Source organism: Agarivorans sp. 1_MG-2023, from assembly GCF_030548385.1.
Classification (GTDB): Bacteria; Pseudomonadota; Gammaproteobacteria; order Enterobacterales; family Celerinatantimonadaceae; genus Agarivorans.
On the sequence record NZ_JAUOSJ010000001.1, the window covers coordinates 316752 to 334602 of the forward strand.

Consider the following 17851-nt stretch of genomic DNA (forward strand, 5'->3'; position numbering starts at 1 on the left):
AGGACTGAATAAGATTATTTCCATTCTCTTACCTTCATCTCTTCGTATAAGTAGGCTGCACCTGCACTGACTATTAGCTCGCCTTTTGCTATTCCTGATGTTGCTGCAAGCATTTCACCCACATTTTCTGCAATGTGTATGGCCCGTTTTGTTACCGTCATATCTTGGCTATTTACAATCCAAACATAAGTACCATTGCCATCACTTGTTATTGCACTTAACGGAATTAGGGGCAGTTTATTCGTATGATCTGCCAACGTTTCTATTTGGATGGTTGCATTCATTCCTGGCAGAACTAGCACGTCGCTGGGGGCAGTAAACTCAAATGTAATGTTATAAGTTTGTGTGGCGCTATCAGCTAATAGTGTGGCTTCTTGATAAGACGCTTCAATTTTCTTCTCGGGGGCAATATCTAAAACAATAAATGTGCTGGTGTTGTTTTGCTTGTATGTGCTTTTGTATAAGCTTGCTAAGTAGTTTGCTGGCATATCGATAGATGCTTCTTGGGTATCGCCGCCAATAAACTTCACAATTACTTGGGCGCCAGATACGGTTTGTCCGACATCGACCATTTTCTTAGCGATAACCCCATCAAACGGCGCGGTTAAAACAGAATCATTAACGGCTTGCAGAGCGCTGTCTAACTGAGATCTCTTAACGTCACGTTCAGTTAGACGTTCTTGTAAGGCTCTTTGGGAGATGGCATTATTTTTTGATAATTGAAGCGCTCTTTTATACTCAATTTGGGCACTATTATATTGAGCTTTAACTTGGTTTAAGCTGTTTTTCAGTTCGCGTTGATCCAGGCTTGCAATCACGTCTCCCTTTTTAACGAATTGAGCATTTTTAACAGGAAGTGAAATAACTTTACCTCCCGATGTGAAGCTTAAATCAACAAGTCGGTTATCATTAATAACTGCTGGAAAGGTGGATGTTTCCAGGTTGTCACCAACTGAAATTTGCATTATCTTTACGGGACGAACACTTTCATTGAGAGGGTGTAACAAGCTCTCACTTTTACAAGCAAACAACCCTAAAACAAACACCGTCAGTGTAATTCGCCGAAAATAAGCACGGTCAAACATGTAAATCACCTTTAAATTAAATAGTTGTTTTATAGCCACTTGTTTTCGATAATGCCGCACATAATCGCCAGCTCTAATTTATTGGTGTTATCTAAGCGTCTGAACTCCTTCTTTTGTGCTTTTTTCATGTCTTTTTTCCACCAATGGTTACGACCTGCGATTTTGTACCTAGCAATTACTTTAAAGTTTGCTGCATCTTTATCGGATTTATCTATCTCACCAGCTAAATGGCAGGCGGTTATTTGCGCAAAGGTTTTCCCTGCGTCTTTGGGTTCACTGGCGTTAGCCAACATAGGTGTAGCTAATGCCAATAAAACAATAATTTTCTTCATTATTTTTTCCATATAGGCCAATCACTGTGGCCACTATTGAGTGAGAAACGTAAGACACCGTTCAGGGGTCTTACCAATGTTGACTTCGGGTTTCGTTATGCAAATAGGGCGATAAATTCCTTAGCTGCAAACGAAAAAGGACGCTGTCCTTTTTGCGGCTGGATAATAGATTGCTGACGAACTTGGGTCAACCAAATTTTTGACTGATTTTTACATATGGATTACTTTAATTTTATTCCGGTCAATTCAAAATGACCGAGTTCGCCAATAACTTAGCTGTTGCAATAAGCCTTAACGCATTCAATCATTTAGCCGCGCTAGCAAAGTAAATATTGCTAGTGCTACTATTGGAAAAACATCATTAAGAAGAGTTACAACAATATGCCGGCCAATTTAATGAACGAAAAATCGGAACGAACCAAGGCTAAGATTATTGATGCAGCCTTAAGAATCACCATGAGCGAAGGGTTTGATAAAGCTACATTTGTGCATATTGCTGAAACAGCGGGTATTTCTAAATCTGGTATCAATGCTCATTTTAAGAGAAAATCTGACATAGCTGCTAAGCTGGCTCCTATTTACATTCAATTGATCAAAGGGCCTCTCAATTTTAACTCTACAGCTGCATTTTATGATTCTTGGGTAAATTCCTTTAATACAAATGCTCAATTTAGAGCTGCCATATTATCGGTAGGACCCATCATTCCAAAACTAGATGGTGTAAAGGGGTTATTCGACGCAATCAATGGACAACCTGAAGATGTTAGGCGCTGTGTGTATATGTGCATTGGTTTTTCGGTGTTAAACAGCTAATTTCATTATATTCACTCAGCTTACTTCCCTATATGTACCCGGGTAGCTTGCTTGCAAGCTGACAAAAGCAAAACCTTCTCAAACATGGTTTCTGTAAGTCACTAGTCTACATATCAGTATTACAAAACGTCTATGAATAAACTCTGATTAGAGCCTTTGTAAACTAAAGCGCGAACGCCTAAAGTATTTAGAAGCCGTACTCTCCCTCGAAATATCTTCTCTATTTATTCTGCCACACCATTTATTAGCATTTTCATATAGTTGATTACCTATTTTCTAAGCTACTGACTATTTGAGCTTATCTTTTAATTCGATAGTTAAGCTATTAACCCTTGTTTGCTAGCAATCCACTTTCGAGCCCGACACCATTTATATTGGCTACTTCGACATTGCTAAGAAAAGTGGTTTGATGGATACCGTCCTCCAACTGCGATTAACTGCTATCTGTAAGCTTACTTAATATACCTCCATCGCAATACTGCGTGTTTATTTAGAGGTAGATATGTTTCATTCATACATTAAATTCGGTTTGCAAGTCAGCGTATCTACGTCGATTTTCGCATCGCAGCATACATGCGGAGGTGCGTTATGAGCATCGCGCAACAGCTTATTCAAAACTCCCCTTATATTGCTTTGTTCGTAACCTTAGCTTTAGGTTATCTAGTCGGTAAAATTACCATTGGACGCTTTGTGCTTGGCGGTGTTGCTGGCACGCTTTTAATGGGCGTATTGGTTGGTCAACTTGGAGTTGATATAGACCCAGGTGTTAAAAGCATCTTCTTTGCCTTGTTTATTTATGCGGTGGGTTTTCAAGGTGGTCCGCAGTTCTTTGGCGCACTAAATCGTAAAACAGTTAATGTGATCCTCTCTGCCGTAGTTATGACTACTGTAGGTCTGTTGGTGGTGTTAGGTGCTGCTTGGATGTTTGATCTTGATCGTGGTACTGCCGCGGGTCTAGCTGCTGGTGGTTTAACTCAGTCTGCAATTATTGGTACCGCAGGTGATGCCATTGGTAAGTTGGGCGGAATCAGTGAGCAAGCTAAAAGCTTAATGCAAACCAATGTGGCAGTAGGGTACGCAGTAACTTACATTTTTGGTTCTTTAGGCCCAATCTTAATGGTGACTTGGATTATTCCTACACTCATGAAGTGGGACATTCGTAAAGAAGCAATTGAGTTAGCTGAAAAGAATAATAACGGCAAAGTTGAATTGGGTGCTGGTGAATTTAATGCCATCACTGCTTTAGATTCTCGAGCATATATTGTTAACAATAGTAGTTCTATCTTGAACCTTACCATTGCTCAAGCCAATGATTCGTTAATTGATACAGCGATTGAGTTAGTGCAACGTGAAGGTGAGCAGTTAGAAGTTAACGATGCACTTAGGTTCCAAGAACATGACGTAGTGGTAGTTACTGGTCGACGTAAAGCAGTTAAATTGCAAGCTAGTCAGCTAGGCGAAGAAATTGATTTGCCAAGTTCATTGGAACTGGTAGAAGAGAACCGACAACTCATTGCAACTAATTCAACACTAATTGGTAAAACATTAGGTCAAATTAAACAAACTGCACAAAAATCACTCACTCGTGGAGTTTATGTTACCGACATTGTTCGTGATGGAAATAGCTTAGAGATCACTGCTGACTTAGTGGTTAAAAAACACGATATTGTTCAGATCACGGGTAAAGCAGGCGATTTAAATCGCGTAGCTAATACCATTGGCCAGCGTTTGGGCTCAGCTTACGTTACCGACTTTGTATTGCTTGGTCTTGGTATGGCGGTTGGTTTACTGATTGGCCTTATTCACTTTGAAATTGCCGGTATTCCAGTCACTATTGGCTCTGGTGCTGGTTGCTTAATATCAGGCTTGGCAGTGGGGTGGTTGCGCAGTAAAAACCCTAAAGTAGCCGCATTCCCAATGGGCGCGTCTAACTTTATTCGAGACTTTGGTTTAGCAGTATTTGTAGGTATTGTAGGTTTACAAGCAGGTCCTCAAGCGATAGATGCAATTCGTGAACACGGCTTAACACTGCTTATGTTGGGTGTGGGGGTAACTATTATTCCGCAAATTGTTGCCTTCTTCTTTTCTTACTATGTGTTACGTGTAAGAAACCCTATTGAAGCCTTGGCTGCGGTAGCAGGTGGTAGAAGCGCTAATCCAGCATTTGCCGCCTTATTAGAAAAAGCCGGTAATCCAACACCTGTGTTTGCGTTTACCGTTACTTACGCTATTGCCAATGTACTGCTTACCTTATGGGGGCCAATTATCATCGGTATTATTACTACTAACGTAGCGATGTAAATTTGACTCGTGCCAGTACGAGGCTAAACATTCAGCCATCTTCTAGGAACTGAAAATGGCTGAGTTTAACTCTTCTTTGTAAGTAAACAGAAAGCGCCTAAAGGCGCTTTTTTAGTATGTAAAAGCAAACAATGAGTGCTGACCCTTTGGTTTAGTCAGAGTACGAGTTTTGTCTTAACTATCTTTGATGCGGCATGCAACGCTGGTCTGAAAGTTAGCGGTTTTGCATGCTCTTTGTTCGTCATCCACTTCTATCGCTATTTACTCTTTGTCTGTAAGTTTTTTGTTTTCCTAAAGAACCACAATCCCTCAAGTAATGGTTAGTTTTATAAAACGCCTTTCTTTCTATTTATATTTTGGTTGGATTTATACTTTTTAAAACAATTAGTTATGGTTGTTAAGATTGTGTGGTTTGGTTATGTGTCAGCGTTGGTAGCTCCCGATTGAGGCGCTAGCAGTAAAGTGAGGATGCAGTCCTACATAGGTGATTAACTCGATTTTCCTTCCTTATTTAATATACCTCCATCGCAAAGGCAGCAGCCTAGCGGGCAAACTTTAAGCAATATAAAAGGTAAATTATTATGTTAGATATCGACTTCACGCAATTCGCAGACCTAAGCCCATTTGAACTAAAAGATAAACTTATTGATTTAGCCAACACTGTTCCTGATCGTTCTTTACTAGACGCTGGCCGTGGTAACCCAAACTTCTTAGCAACCTTACCTCGTAAAGCATTTTTGCGTTTAGGTGATTTTTCGATTGAAGAAGCAGAGCGTAACTACGCTTACTTAGATGGTGGTTTTGGCGGTATTCCTAACGGTGAAGGGATTGTTGAACGTTTCGATACTTTTGCAAAACAATATGGCGCTAAAGATGGCGTACAGTTTCTTCAAAAGGCACTCAGCTACGCAAAAGACCGTTTAGGTATAGAGAAACACGATTTTCTTAACGAGCTAGTGTTGGCATTTTTAGGTTGTAACTACCCTGTGCCTTCTCGCATGCTTACCAACATTGAAAAAGTAGTGAAGCAATATATTGGCGAAGAGATGTACGGTTCTGTGCCAATGACCACTAATTTTGACTTGTTCGCTACCGAAGGTGGCACCGCGTCTATGACTTATACGTTTGCCACTATGTTCAACAATGGTTTGTTGAAAAAAGGCGACAAAGTGGCCTTAATTACACCTATTTTTACACCTTATTTAGAAATCCCGGAGTTGGCTGAATACGACTTAGAAATTGTTGAGTTGCGTTTGGACGAAACCACATGGCAATTACCACAATCTGAGATTGAAAAACTAGCCGATACTAGCATCAAACTTCTTTGTGTTGTAAACCCTGCTAATCCAGCATCGGTAAAAATGTCAGACGAAACATTGGCACTATTAACTGACTTTGTTAATACGCAACGTAAAGATCTATTTATTATTACCGATGATGTTTACAGTACTTTTGCTGACGACTTTGTATCGTTGTTCGCTACCTTGCCTTACAACACCTTGTGTGTGTACTCATTCTCTAAATACTTCGGCGCAACTGGCTGGCGTTTAGGTACCATTGGTATTCACGAAACTAATGTGTTTGATGACGCTATGCGCGCCTTGCCAGAAGCCCACCAAGAACGTTTAGACAACCGCTACAAAACGCTAACACCAACTCCACGCGACATTAAGTTTATTGACCGCATTGTTGCTGATAGCCGAGCAGTCGCACTAAACCATACCGCTGGTTTAGCTTTGCCTCAGCAAGTACAAATGGCGTTGTTTTCGTTAACTTGCCTTATGGACTTAGAAGACAACTACAAAGCGGCTTGTAAACGTATTATCCGTGAGCGCTACAAAACGTTATACGGCGCCATGGGTTTAGAAGTCACCGAAGATAAAGACCGTGTTGACTACTACACCTTACTTGAGCTTGACCAAATTGGCAGCCAACTTTACGGAGAAGACTTTGTTCGTTGGTTTAAAGAAACCGGTAAAGGCCAGTATTTCTTGTTCCGTTTAGCGCAGTCTACCGGCGTGATTCTTTTACCTGGTAAAGGCTTTGATACGGTTCATGCCTCAGTACGTGTTTCTTTAGCTAACTTAACTCACCATGAATACGAGTTGATTGGCCGTGAAACACGCAAAGTGTTAGACGAACATTTTGCTGAGTACAACGCTCAGTAACCACCAAAAAAGCAAGCGCTCAAGAGCGCTTGCTGTTGTTTAATCTTTCCAACTTATTTAACCGACGGTAGGCATTATGAAAGGCATTATTTCTATTCAATCACATGTTGTATTTGGTCATGCAGGTAATAGCTCTGCGGTATTTCCGCTACAGCGTATGGGGTTTGAAGTATGGCCAGTGCATACCGTTCAGTTTTCAAATCATACTCAATATTCGCAGGGGTGGACTGGCCAAAGCCTTAACGCTAATCAAGTCACTGATTTAATCAGTGGTATTGATGCGATTGGCCAATTAACACACTGCCAAGCAGTGTTGTCGGGTTATCTAGGCAGTGCGGAACAAGCGGCATCGTTAGTTGACATTGTGAATAGAGTTAAGCGGGTTAACCCTAAGGCCATTTACATCTGTGACCCGGTAATGGGGGACCCAGAAAAAGGCTGCATGTTAGCTGAGGGCGTGAGCGAATACCTAGTTGCTGAAGTGATGCCAAAAGCAGACGTTATAGTGCCAAATCAGTTCGAGCTTAGTCACTTTGTTAAACAAGAAATACACAATGTAGACGATGCGGTTATAGCTTGCCAGAAAGCCTTAAGCCTTGGTCCAAAAGTGGTTCTAGTAAAACACCTGCATAGTGTGTCTGAAATGCAATTTAGCATGATGTTGGCAGATGCTAGTGGGTGTTATTTAGTGACTCGGCCAAAGCTTGATTTTGCAAAGGCTCCAGTGGGCGTAGGTGATCTTATTTCAGCTTTGTTCACCGGTGGGCTACTAAAGGGGTGGCCACCCATTATGGCGCTTGAATATGCTAATAATGCCAGTTACGGCGTATTGCAAGCAACCCAGCAAAGTGGTGAATGGGAACTACAAACCATATTGGCGCAAGACCAATTTGAGTTACCCAGCTCTCACTATTCTGCGAGTAAAGTGGCTTAGCCGTTCTTCCTCTATATTTGAGTACTAATAATGAAAAAACTCTCGTTAGTGTTGTTTTGCTGCCTTGTGATCAGCGCGTGTTCAAGCAGCCATGGTTTAGACCAACGTGTACAGCAAAGCAATTATGAGCAGGCAGTATTTGGCGTTGCTGGCGTAAATACCTCTAATGAGCCATTCAGGTTTTGGGGAGGCGAAGCCCCCAACTTTTTATATAACCAAGAAACTAATAGCTCGCCATTACAGCCCAGCCCGCAAGGTTTGAATATATTGGTGCTATCTGGCGGTGGCTCTAATGGTGCATATGGGGCAGGCGTACTTAATGGCTTGAGGGATGCCGGCGCATTGCCTGAGTTTAGTATTATTACCGGGGTGAGTGCTGGAGCGCTGATTGCTCCATTCGTCTATGTTGGTGGCGACGAACTTACCACCATGAAGACGGTTATGTTGGACTTAAATGATAAGGCCATTTTAGGTAACCGAAATTTTTTAAACACCTTATTCAAAGATGCGTTTAGCAATGGGGAGGGCCTTTACGGTTTTATAGCGGCGACTTTTGATGACGCTATGATTGCTAAAATGGCCTTGGCTCAACAAGGTGGGAAACGTTTATTTATTGGTACCACCCATTTTGATTCTGGGCGGCAGGTCATTTGGAATGTTGGTGCAATAGCTAACAGTGAACTCCCAAATAAACAAGCATTGATACATCAAATTTTAACCGCTAGCTCTTCTATTCCTGGGGTGTTTCCGCCGCAATTTATCAAGGTAGATATGGCAGGTGAAATGAGAGAAGAGCTCCATGTAGACGGAGGCTTAAGTGCTCAAATGTTTATGGATCCATCTGCCTATGATTATAGCCAAATTAGCCAATCCCTTGGAATTGAGCAATCGCCTCAAGTCTTTGTGGTGCGCAATGGGGCGTTAAAGATGCCTTATAAGCCATTAAAAGATAAAGGTGTAGAGTTAATCGGTCGCAGTGTGCAAAGTTTAACGGTTGCACAATCTAGGGGAGACCTATATCGAATGTTTTACTTTAGTGAAAAAAACGGCTTCAATTTACGCTTCTCGTTTGTAGATAGCGATTTTAATGCGCCTAAAAATAAAAAACTGATGTTCGATCAAGCTTATATGCAAGCCTTGTTTGACTATGGTTATCAAAAAGCCACACAACAACAGCTATGGCAAAGCGAGTTGCAGTAACTAGTAATAGTGCTGTTTGTTTAGGCTTTTAGTTCCCCAACAAACTCGTTTATTACTGCAGCAATATGTTTTTTTACCTCAAGCATCGGTTTTGAATGAGGCAGCCACAATGAGACAGGAAAACGGAAATAGTCTTTCATTTCGTCTATTTCTAGCTCGGTAATTTGCAGTACTTCAGTTAAGTGAATCACGTTAACCCGAGGTAACAGCGCCCAACCCACATCTTGTTGAACCAAGTTCATTAAAAGCGAGAGATCGTCTATCACTTCAACATCTGGAGATAGGGTGATTTTATCTCCTAAGTTATCTTCTAAGTAGGCGCTTAGTATTAACTGTTTACTGGTTTTTAACTTGTTGTACAAACGGTTTGCTGGATAGGACTGGAGTTCACTGCTAGTGGCGGCGTAAAGTGCAAATGATGCGTGGGCAACTACCGATGTATCAAAGCTGGTCATTGCCGTGCGGGTATCTACATTGACGATTCCTACCTGAATTTCATTGTTAATAAGTCCTTGCTTAACCTCGTCTTTACTCTTTATTACAAAGTTAACTTTCATATTTGGGAACGCGTTGAGTAGCCGGATTCTTATTCTGACCAAAGCTTCATTAGGAATGAAACTGCAATAGCCAATGGTAATTTCTTCTTGCTGACCAAAAGAGAGGCTTAAAGCGATTTTGTCGAACGAACTGGCTTGTTCAATGGTTTGTTTGGCATACCGGTAGAGTAGTTGTCCATCTTCTGTGGGTTTGGCGCTTCTGCCAATGCGCTCAAACAACTCAATAGCTAATTGATCTTCAAGGTTAGTTACAACTTGGCCAATCGTTGTTCGATGTTTACCGAGTTTTGCTGCCGCTTCACTAAACGACCCTTTCTCGAACACAGCTACAAAGGCTGCCAGTTGCTCAAGGCTAAATTGCATGAGGGTTTGATCCATCAAAAGAGAGTATGTCTTTGAAAAGGATAGCACTATTCTTAGCCGCTACAAATCTATTAGCGGCCTTAAGCCAAGAGTTGTCATGACAGAACTATCAAAACATACACGTAAAGCCGTTTCCGCAAATGCTACAACCATCGCGGCATCGATGAGTATGGGGAACTCAGCGCTAGCTCGTCAACGTAACCATCAACTAAAACACTTTATGCAGCCAGGTACTGACTCTTTGTTGCCTGTTTCAACGGCGCGATATGGTTTTTCATTAGCTCAATACCAGCAAGCACACCGCCTTTTTAGCCCTGCGCATTACCAAATGGGCGGCGACGATGCACTTATCTATAACTCAAAACTAAATGAGTTTTTGCCTTCATCGATGGTTAAACCATTAAGTGTAAACAACGTATTACCTCGAGAGATTAATGAACAAATTGCAATGTTGAGCTGCAAAAGTACTGGTGGAATGAAACAAAGTTTAAGTGAATATATCGCTATGCCAACTAGCCGAATACAGGGAGTCATGATTGTTCAATCGGGAACGATTGTATTTGACGATTATCCGGGCATGGATCCAGATGACAAGCATGTATGGATGGAGTTATCTAGGAACACTGTTGGCATGGTGTTCTCTCAATTTATTAGTGAAGGTATCGTCGCCTTAGACAAATCTATCAGCGTGTATCTTCCTGAGCTCTTAGGAACCGATTGGGACTTGGTCAGTGTGCGTGATGCCTTATGTCATAAAACAGGGCTTAATGTTACCCATAACATACAAACACTGTTTGATCCGAAATCTAATATTGCTCGTTTCTTGGCCGCAGAGTTTGGCCAAGCAGTATCCAATGCAGCACCAAAGGAGCACTGGCTTGATGTGGTTAAGCAAATAGAGAGGGTTCCGGGGACAAAAGCAGGAGAGTGCACTTCCCACAGTGCTATCACGGTTGCGGTGTTAACCTACATGGCAGAACGCATAGATAACGTGCCTTGGACAACATTATTTCAAACGCGAGTGTGGGGGCATATTAAAGCCAAAGCGCCTATGTTGGTTTCTCTCGCGCCCGATGGTAGTGCTATTTCTCATGGTTTAACGCTTTCTACACTGGAAGACGCAGCCCGATTTGCCATGTTGTTTACGCCAAGCTGGAAGAGTATTGCCGTTAAACCAGGACTTCCCTTGCAATGGCTCCAAGCATTTTCTCGGCCGTTACAGCCCGCCAAGTTTAAGTCGACTGATGTTTTTCAGGTTAATAAGGTATTTGAAGATGGCGCTCGTTATCTGCAAGGTGCATTTGGGCAGGGGATGTATGTCGATCCCAAACGTGATTTTGTCGCTGTATATTTTTCATCTCAAGATAACGCATATGGGGACGAAGATAACGCCATGATGAGGTATTTCCGTTTAGCGTCAAGACTCTGATTCACCTTAACTAAAAACAAGTGAGGATTTGATCCATCAAAGGTGATTAACGGCTTACAGTGCTTATGTATAAGCTAGCCCAATGTCTAACAACCTAAAAGATTTAGCTATGTTTGAGCACTACTTACCAAAAGAGCTTGTGATTGGAGAGGTGTATTTCCCGCCATTATTAATTGCTTTCGCTTGTGCCTATTTTGCAGCCACGCTGACCATTAGTGGGCTAGGTAAACTGGGGTGGCTTAAATATTTGTACGCCCCCACTCTAGTAGAATTATCGTTAATTGTTATTTATGCGGTATTGCTTAGCACTTACGTTTTCCCCGGTTAATACCTAAGGCCTCTTTATGAAAACCAAATTAGTTACCATTGCTTTAATTGTTATTGCCGCTGTACTAGCAGGCATTAAATACCAACACTATATTTCACAACCGTGGACTAGAGATGCGCAGGTACGGGCGAATATTATTGAGATTACTCCTAGGGTGACAGGGCCCGTAACTCAGATTTATGTTAACGACAATCAACGTGTAAGGGCTGGTGAATTGTTGTTTGAAATTGACGACAGTGTTTATTTAGCCGCCAGTCATCAAGCTAAGGCGTCTTTAGCGCAAGCTAAAGTTGTGTTGTCGCGGGCCAATAATGAACTGAAAAGAATGAGCGCATTGGAGAAACGTACGCCAGGGGCGGTACCAGTGATTACGCTAAATAACCTACTCAACGATGTAGAGTCGGCTAACGCTAATTTACAGGCTGCAGTTGCTGTTTTAGATAATGCAGAGCTAAATGTAAAATTTACTAAAATCTACGCAAGTAAAGATGGTTATATCACCAATTTTAACATTGCAGAGGGCGCCCACGTTGTTGCTAATCAACCAGTGGTTGCACTAATAGATGAAGCGAGCTTTTGGGTAGAAGGCTTTTTTAAGGAAACAGACATTCAAGCAATGCAGCAAGGAGATACCGCTAGCATTACCCTCATGAGTTATCCAAACAATCCTTTAACAGGAACTGTAGTTAGTATTGGCTATGGCATTGCCCAAAGCGATGGAAGTACGAGTACTAACCTGTTACCCAACGTAAATCCTAATTTTGAATGGATTAGATTAGCCCAGCGTTTGCCGGTAAAAATCGCTGTAAATGCTTTGCCAAAAAATGTTCAATTACGAGTAGGCACCACAGCATCGGTGATGATTAATCAACGTTCAGTGAGTGCAGGCTAATGAATGAAGCAAGCAAAATGGCAATCAAAGTTGCCGCGAGCCTTGCCTTAACCATATTTTTGGCATTGAGCTTTGGCTGGGATAAGCCTTACTGGGGAGCTGTAACCGTTATTGTTATGGCAACAACGGAAAGTTATGGCCATGCTATTCAAAAAGTTAGCCATAGATTATTCGGCACAGTGATTGGTGCTGTAGTGGGTTTCACCCTAATTTCTTGTTTTGGTCAACAGCGCGAATTGTTCTTTTTAAGTGTTTTGAGTTTAGGCGCTATTTCATCTTATATGTCGGCGCGAAGTGCCAATGGCTATGTTTACAAAATGGCGTTTATTGTTGCCATCATTGTGAGTTTGGCTGGTGGGCTAAGCGAGGGTTACAGTTTTCAATTAGCAGTTATAAGGATACAAGAGACTTTATTGGGGGCGGTGTGCTTTTCGCTGGTATTTAGTTTGCTGTGGCCTGAATCTAATGCTGCTCGCGTTAGTCGTAAGCAACTTGCTGTGCAGTCAAAGGAGGCTATAGCCAGTAAACGTGAGGGTGTGTTTAGAGCCATTAAGTTTATTTTTATCACCATTGTTAGCTGGGCGCTATGGATTTACCTGTCGATTCCTGATGGATTCATGTTCCCACTTCTTGCCGCTACCTTGGGGGTGAGTATGGTGGAGTTTAGTTCGAAGTTGATGAACAAGATGTTGGGGCTTATCTATTTATGGTCGGCGATTATTTTACTTGAGTATGTGTTTATTTTACCCATGTTAGAAACTGGTTGGCAGTTAGCAGCATTCTATTTCATCAATTGTTTTGTAATTTGGCGGCTATTCTACCGGCCTGAGCATTTGGTGGTACGTATGTTAGGCGGGCAGTTTTTAGTATTGATGACTATGACCGCTCAATATTTAACCCCCGTATACGACATCAACTCGCCGTTACAGATGCTGCTATTTCTGAGCCTAGTATTGATTACTGTAAAAATGGTATCGCAACTGGTTGAGGAATTATTACAACACCGCCTATGCAATAGTGATTAGAGAAGCCTATTACAAAGACTTCTCTATAAACTGTTATCAAATAGTAGCTTTTTCACTTAGCTAAAAGCTTACTAGAGCCTCTAATCGAACGCATAGTTAAGTGCTCTAGTGAAGAGTGAACGTATACCCAAAATACTATTCACTCTCAATTTATTCGACATTATTGTTTACGTCTCGAATCTCTTTCTAGGGTTAGTGTGGCTACTCGCTAATCACTCCCCATTCTTATCTTTTCTATTCAAGGCATATAGCATCTTGAATGCTTTCAAGCCGATTGCATATAAGGTACTGAGCTACGCGGTTAATCTACAAGTTACAGTTGCTGTTCACACTCATCGGCAGATAAACATAAAAGCCTTAATGCTTGCTTAGCATTTTAGTTATCCAATGAAGTGAGGATTTGATCCATCAAAGTCGATTAACTCTTATTACGCTTTCCTCTTATTCTACGTCCAACTTAAGAGCAGGGCGTAGTTACCTTCTCATTTTCTTGGTCGACCTAACGCAATAGTTAGATATGGACGTTTGCTGATTCGTTTCGTTGATAAGCCTTTAAAGTTTTTCAATTTGGAACTGTAATGACGATATTTAACAAAAAAGCTTCTCTAAGCTGGCTTAAAGCGACACTTGCATCATGTGTATTAATTACTGCTCCTGCTGTAGCGGAGCAGGGAGATACTGCTGATTTAGATAATGCGGCAGAGTTTAAAGAGCTAAGAGATTTGAATATTCCGGAACACCTTCCTGGTCTTGCATTAAGTGATTTAGGCCAGACCGACCACTTTATAGAGCACGTAACTAAAACCTTTAAAGGAAAACATGGCACCGACACTACAGAGTATTTTTTAGTTCATAGTACCGACCTAAAAGGCCGAATGAACTTAAATATTCGCTATAAAGAAAAAAGCCTAAAACACCGTAAGAACTTACTTAAAGACATCGAAAAGTTAGCGATGACAGAATACAAATTACGCCAATACGCGAGCACTTACGATAAAAGCTCGCTACAAGTAGACCAAATGCCTGATGGCAGTGCGGCGGTGAGTTTTAACTTTTCTAAATTCGCCTTACCACAAGACTTAGCATTTTTTCGCTTTATGCAGGTAAAAATGACCGTGAGAAATGGCTTAGTGAAACAGATGGTGATTACTAACAGTGAGCCCTTCAAGCATGACTTAGGCAAAGTTAATCAATATCGACAAACATTGAAGTTGGAAGTACTTAACACTGGCGAATACGTGATTAAACATAAAACGATTAATGCTAAAGGTGTCTGTAAAGGCCATGACTGCGAACTGAATATGGAGATCAAGCCGGTCGCTTTTTTTGACGATGCAGCGGGTGCGATTATTAAGGATCAGCAGTTGCTGTCAGAGATGTCAGACCCTCGTGTTCGCGAAGAAAACGTAAAATTAGAGAATGTTCTTCCATTTTTTGGCGATACCTTACGTAGAAAGGGCATCGACTTGCCAAAACCCTATGGGTTTTCTATGGCTTACCGTAGTCAAGAGACTAACTTCGATTTTACCAGCTTTAGTGTTTTTGGTTTAAGCCCAGCACTTTTAGAAGCTTTCTTTGACCCAGAAAAAACCCATGCGGTAGTAAATACCGAGAGCTTTACCCTTCGTGGAGATGCCTACATTTTGCCATTTTGGAATGTATTTGGCTTGGTAGGAAAGCTAAATGTGGATGCCGATGTTGAGGCCCATTTTAAAGGTATCGACCAGTGTATTGGTTTGGTGGTTGGAGAAAAATGTTTAGGTGAACACATTTATGTTCCATCTGGTGACTTTAACGTTCCACTTCACCTTGAATACGACTTACTTGGCGCGGGTACTACTTTGTCTATCGGCTATAAGAACTTGTTTGCTTCGCTAACTGGCACTGTAACGAAAACAAAAATGAAAGGTGCAGATGATTGGGGTGGCAGCATTTTTACCGCGCAACCAATGCTTGGTTATCAGTTCCAGCAGCAGCGAGCTCAAGTGTTTATTGGTGCTGAATATCAGGGATACGATGACTACATGACCGGCACTGTGCGTTTCAAAGATATTGAGATGGATTATAACGTAGGTATTCGCAGTCAACGTTGGGCTGGCCTCATTGGCTTTAATAAAGAGCTAGACAAAAACTTCAATATCACTGGCATTGTTAACATAGGTAAAGATCGCACTGCAGCTACACTAAACCTCGGCTACCGTTTCTAAGCTACCCCTCGGGCATGGATGCCCTTAAGAACCACATTCTTTTATCTATTTATTCTAGGTCTTGTTATGTACTTTTTTACTAAACCTGTAGCCCTTCTACAGCGCTATGTTTTGCGTATTCAATACTTAACGGTTTTAGGCTTGTTTAGTTTTTTAATGGGCTGTTCTAGTGCTCCTCCGCCTATAACTGAAGACTTAACCAGCGACTGGCAGCTCGAGACTGTGCCTGCTCAAGTCTATTTAATACCTAATGGGAAAGAGGCGTTGGCTCATCGTATAGCTGCGGTTCGAAACGCTAAGTCTTATGTATTGCTGGAGTATTTTACTTGGGACCATGACCTAAGTGGTGCCTACTTATACAGAGAGCTAAGAATGGCCGCCGACAGAGGTGTAAAAGTAAAGTTAGTTCTTGATGACCTACTTGAATTTAATGACATGTGGTTAAGAACATTGGCCGCTCACCAAAACATTGAAATACGCATTTTTAATCCTTTTGAAGCACGTCAACTGGGCTGGTTTAGCCGCATGTTTGATTTTCAGATCCATAAAAACAAACGTAATCATCGCTTACATGAAAAGCTACTGCTAGTAGATGGTGATTTAATGATTACTGGTGGACGCAATATCGGTGATAGTTATTTTGAATACAGTAAAAAAGCAAACTTTTTCGATTTGGACTTGTTGGTAAAAGGCGCTGTGTTAGCAGCCTTTGAGAAAAACTTTAATCAGTTGTTTCAGAGTGAGAGTGCGGTTGATGTTCAAACCTTAGTGGGGACACCAAGGGCAGAAGAGCGCGACTATTTTTTAGTGGGTTTTACCAAGCTTGCCAACAAATATCCATTACAGCTAGCTGCGATCGCCGACAGTGTATTGGCTATCGCTGAACCAGAATACACTTCTGTTGAAGCGACCGCTTTGTTTGACTCACTTAATAAACTTGAAGACAAACAACCTTATCATCGAGAGCGCTTGTCTAAAACTATGCAGCAGAAGCACAAGCAGATTGAACAGTTAGTTATATCTACACCGTATTTATTGCCTAAGGCCGTTGGAGAAAGTGATATACAAAGATTCAAGCAAGCTGGTGCAGAGGTAACGGCTATTACTGCTGGTAAAACGGGCAGTGATTCAGCGTTTGTTGGAGCGTATTATTCACCCTATCGAAAACAGTTATTACAACAAGACGTTAAGCTCTATGAGTTTGCTCCAGACAAAGAGAAAGGGCGCGCTAAGGATTATTACCACGTGAAAGCGTTGGTCGTGAATAAGCAGTGCAGTTATGTTGGGTCCTCTAATTTTGATCCGCGTTCTGATCATCTTAATCTCGAGTTTGGTTTGTACCTATGCGGAGAAGGCTTTGCTGAACAGTTAGAAGACTATTTGTTCCAAGATCGCGATACCCATTTGTGGCAACTTGGATTGAATGAGAAAGGGGAGACTATTTGGCAGCAAGGAAAACAACAGCGCATTAAGGCTTCAGGGAGCAAAATAAGCGATGCGATATATCGCTCACTGGGCTTAGTTTACGATCTCTAAGTTTTAACGGGCTTGTTGTTGCAGTTCTTCAAGCCAATGTTGATGATAGCTATTAATTTGCTTGGGAAGAAAAAACTTGGCGAGCCAGCTTATTCCATTACGTTGGGTTGTCTCAGTAATAATTGAACAGCCGTCTGCTTGGTAGTCTAACTTCCAAGCATGGTACATATCTATACCGCCAGATTTGCCTTTCCAAGCGATTTTTTTATTGGGAACAAACTCGACTACTGTACATTCGAATTGAAGCTTTTTAGTTTTCCAAAGAAAGACCGTGCCTTTTTCTAACTCTAAGCCGTTACCGTTTAACAGTTGCACAGAGGTCGCTTTATTCTTCCAGGTTGGCCAACACGGCGCCTTTATTAAACATGCCCAAACTCGCTCTGCAGGGACTTTGCTGGGCACAGCATTTTTAACATGAATTTGCGCGTTTCGCGGATGATAGTAGTCTGGCCAGTTAATCTTTGTTTCCTCGAACATTCGCTTCACCATAATGAGTAAACAAGCAATATCGACATAAAAGAGCTTACATTTATATATTGTAGCGCAGGGTGCAGCTAGCTCTTGTTTGGTTCGCATATATTGCGTTTCAACAATATTGCAGAGTTAGCCAACATTCTCCAACTAAGCAAATAAATACGTCTATCCAATAAGTTATATCGATACTACTTTGACGGATTTAGT

General features: G+C 41.6%; 15 protein-coding genes. 11 read left to right on the forward strand and 4 right to left on the reverse strand.

Annotated features, from left to right (window positions below):
* Positions 1 to 14 precede the first annotated feature (14 nt).
* Together Q4592_RS01145 and Q4592_RS01150 are read right to left on the reverse strand one after the other, a co-directional pair.
* Positions 15 to 1085 carry an efflux RND transporter periplasmic adaptor subunit gene (locus Q4592_RS01145; RefSeq protein ID WP_303508714.1) on the reverse strand — a complete coding sequence of 357 codons (1071 nt, stop codon included), beginning with the start codon at positions 1083 to 1085 and terminating at the stop codon, positions 15 to 17.
* A gap of 29 nt (positions 1086 to 1114) precedes the next feature.
* Positions 1115 to 1417: a hypothetical protein gene (locus Q4592_RS01150; RefSeq protein WP_303508715.1), complete on the reverse strand. Its 303-nt coding sequence runs from the start codon at positions 1415 to 1417 to the stop codon at positions 1115 to 1117.
* A gap of 381 nt (positions 1418 to 1798) precedes the next feature.
* Here Q4592_RS01150 and Q4592_RS01155 point away from each other — a divergent pair, with 381 nt between their 5' ends.
* The 5 genes from Q4592_RS01155 to Q4592_RS01175 all read left to right on the forward strand — a co-directional run bounded on the left by Q4592_RS01155 (position 1799) and on the right by Q4592_RS01175 (position 8833).
* Positions 1799 to 2230, forward strand: a complete 432-nt coding sequence (locus Q4592_RS01155) for a TetR/AcrR family transcriptional regulator (RefSeq protein ID WP_303508717.1) — start codon at positions 1799 to 1801, stop codon at positions 2228 to 2230.
* A gap of 588 nt (positions 2231 to 2818) precedes the next feature.
* Complete coding sequence (aspT, locus tag Q4592_RS01160) at positions 2819 to 4531, forward strand: aspartate-alanine antiporter (protein WP_303508720.1); 1713 nt, start codon at positions 2819 to 2821, stop codon at positions 4529 to 4531.
* A gap of 581 nt (positions 4532 to 5112) precedes the next feature.
* Positions 5113 to 6699, forward strand: coding sequence for a bifunctional aspartate transaminase/aspartate 4-decarboxylase (locus Q4592_RS01165; RefSeq protein WP_303508722.1), 1587 nt, complete (start codon positions 5113 to 5115; stop codon positions 6697 to 6699).
* Positions 6700 to 6775: 76 nt separating this feature from the next.
* Positions 6776 to 7633 (forward strand): pyridoxal kinase PdxY, encoded by an 858-nt coding sequence (gene pdxY, locus Q4592_RS01170; protein ID WP_303508725.1) that lies wholly within the window; start codon positions 6776 to 6778, stop codon positions 7631 to 7633.
* Between the two features lie 30 nt (positions 7634 to 7663).
* Positions 7664 to 8833 (forward strand): patatin-like phospholipase family protein, encoded by a 1170-nt coding sequence (locus tag Q4592_RS01175; protein WP_303508727.1) that lies wholly within the window; start codon positions 7664 to 7666, stop codon positions 8831 to 8833.
* Between the two features lie 20 nt (positions 8834 to 8853).
* Here Q4592_RS01175 and Q4592_RS01180 read toward each other — a convergent pair whose 3' ends face one another.
* On the reverse strand, positions 8854 to 9753 hold the full coding sequence (locus tag Q4592_RS01180) for a LysR family transcriptional regulator (protein WP_303508729.1): 900 nt from the start codon (positions 9751 to 9753) through the stop codon (positions 8854 to 8856).
* Between the two features lie 97 nt (positions 9754 to 9850).
* On the opposite strand from Q4592_RS01180, the gene Q4592_RS01185 reads away from it, so the two are divergent.
* From Q4592_RS01185 to Q4592_RS01210, 6 genes are all read left to right on the forward strand, one after another.
* Complete coding sequence (locus tag Q4592_RS01185) at positions 9851 to 11182, forward strand: serine hydrolase domain-containing protein (RefSeq protein WP_303508732.1); 1332 nt, start codon at positions 9851 to 9853, stop codon at positions 11180 to 11182.
* An 82-nt stretch (positions 11183 to 11264) separates the two neighbouring features.
* The gene (locus Q4592_RS01190; protein WP_303508735.1) at positions 11265 to 11510 is read left to right on the forward strand and encodes a DUF1656 domain-containing protein; all 246 of its coding nucleotides are present in this window, start codon (positions 11265 to 11267) and stop codon (positions 11508 to 11510) included.
* A 16-nt stretch (positions 11511 to 11526) separates the two neighbouring features.
* Positions 11527 to 12402 carry an HlyD family secretion protein gene (locus Q4592_RS01195; protein ID WP_303508738.1) on the forward strand — a complete coding sequence of 292 codons (876 nt, stop codon included), beginning with the start codon at positions 11527 to 11529 and terminating at the stop codon, positions 12400 to 12402.
* A 17-nt stretch (positions 12403 to 12419) separates the two neighbouring features.
* Entirely contained in the window at positions 12420 to 13427 is a 1008-nt protein-coding gene (locus Q4592_RS01200) for an FUSC family protein (RefSeq protein WP_303508740.1), read from the forward strand.
* Positions 13428 to 14005: 578 nt separating this feature from the next.
* A complete protein-coding gene (locus tag Q4592_RS01205) occupies positions 14006 to 15634 on the forward strand; it encodes a hypothetical protein (RefSeq protein WP_303508743.1) in 1629 nt (542 codons plus the stop codon).
* Positions 15635 to 15700: 66 nt separating this feature from the next.
* On the forward strand, positions 15701 to 17170 hold the full coding sequence (locus Q4592_RS01210) for a phosphatidylserine/phosphatidylglycerophosphate/cardiolipin synthase family protein (RefSeq protein WP_303508745.1): 1470 nt from the start codon (positions 15701 to 15703) through the stop codon (positions 17168 to 17170).
* A 3-nt stretch (positions 17171 to 17173) separates the two neighbouring features.
* On the opposite strand, the gene Q4592_RS01215 is transcribed toward Q4592_RS01210, so the two are convergent.
* Positions 17174 to 17647 carry an SRPBCC family protein gene (locus Q4592_RS01215; protein WP_303508749.1) on the reverse strand — a complete coding sequence of 158 codons (474 nt, stop codon included), beginning with the start codon at positions 17645 to 17647 and terminating at the stop codon, positions 17174 to 17176.
* Between the last annotated feature and the right edge of the window lie 204 nt (positions 17648 to 17851).